The organism is Cupriavidus sp. 01L46 (assembly GCF_056399905.1).
Genome location: NZ_JBFTSF010000709.1, coordinates 1 through 519 on the forward strand (window position 1 = coordinate 1; position 519 = coordinate 519).

1 protein-coding gene is annotated in these 519 nt (G+C 58.1%); it reads left to right on the plus strand.

What is annotated here, in order from left to right; all coding sequences use genetic code 11:
• Positions 1 to 372 precede the first annotated feature (372 nt).
• On the plus strand, positions 373 to 519 hold a 147-nt coding region (locus tag AC1DS3_RS39435), incomplete at its 3' end, for an EthD family reductase (protein WP_477129472.1).

Here is a 519-nt window from a genome sequence, read left to right on the forward strand (position 1 = left end):
CGGCGATGCCTACCCCCGCCTGACAAGTCAGGGGCATTCCATGCTCGAAGCCGTGCGCCGCATTCGTTAAGAGTCAGTCAGCTTGTGCCCAAGACCAAACGGAGTGCTCTCGGCACAGCGGCCGTAATATCTGTAGCTAGTTGTCCATCGAGGAATGGCGGGGGGCGTGACTCTGTAGCGTTCCACACCGCGAGCCCCAAGCCATGGCCCTGTCGACCCACGCCGGAACCCGCTGCGAACCACAGTTTTGTACCGTTATGCCTCAAGCGCACCGGACGATACGTGTCCTGACAGAAATGGGGTTCACACGCTATGAGAAAGCTACACTGAGCAGGCACAGGCTCTATCTAACTCACGTTTAGAGAAACGACGATGGCAAAGCTAGTGGTGCTATACAAGAAGCCTGCGGACAYGGCGGCATTCGATTCATATTACTTCTCGACCCATGTTCCGATCGCCAAGAAGATCGCCGGCCTGCGACGCTACGAGGTCAGCAGCGGCCCGGTTACAAGCCCGGCC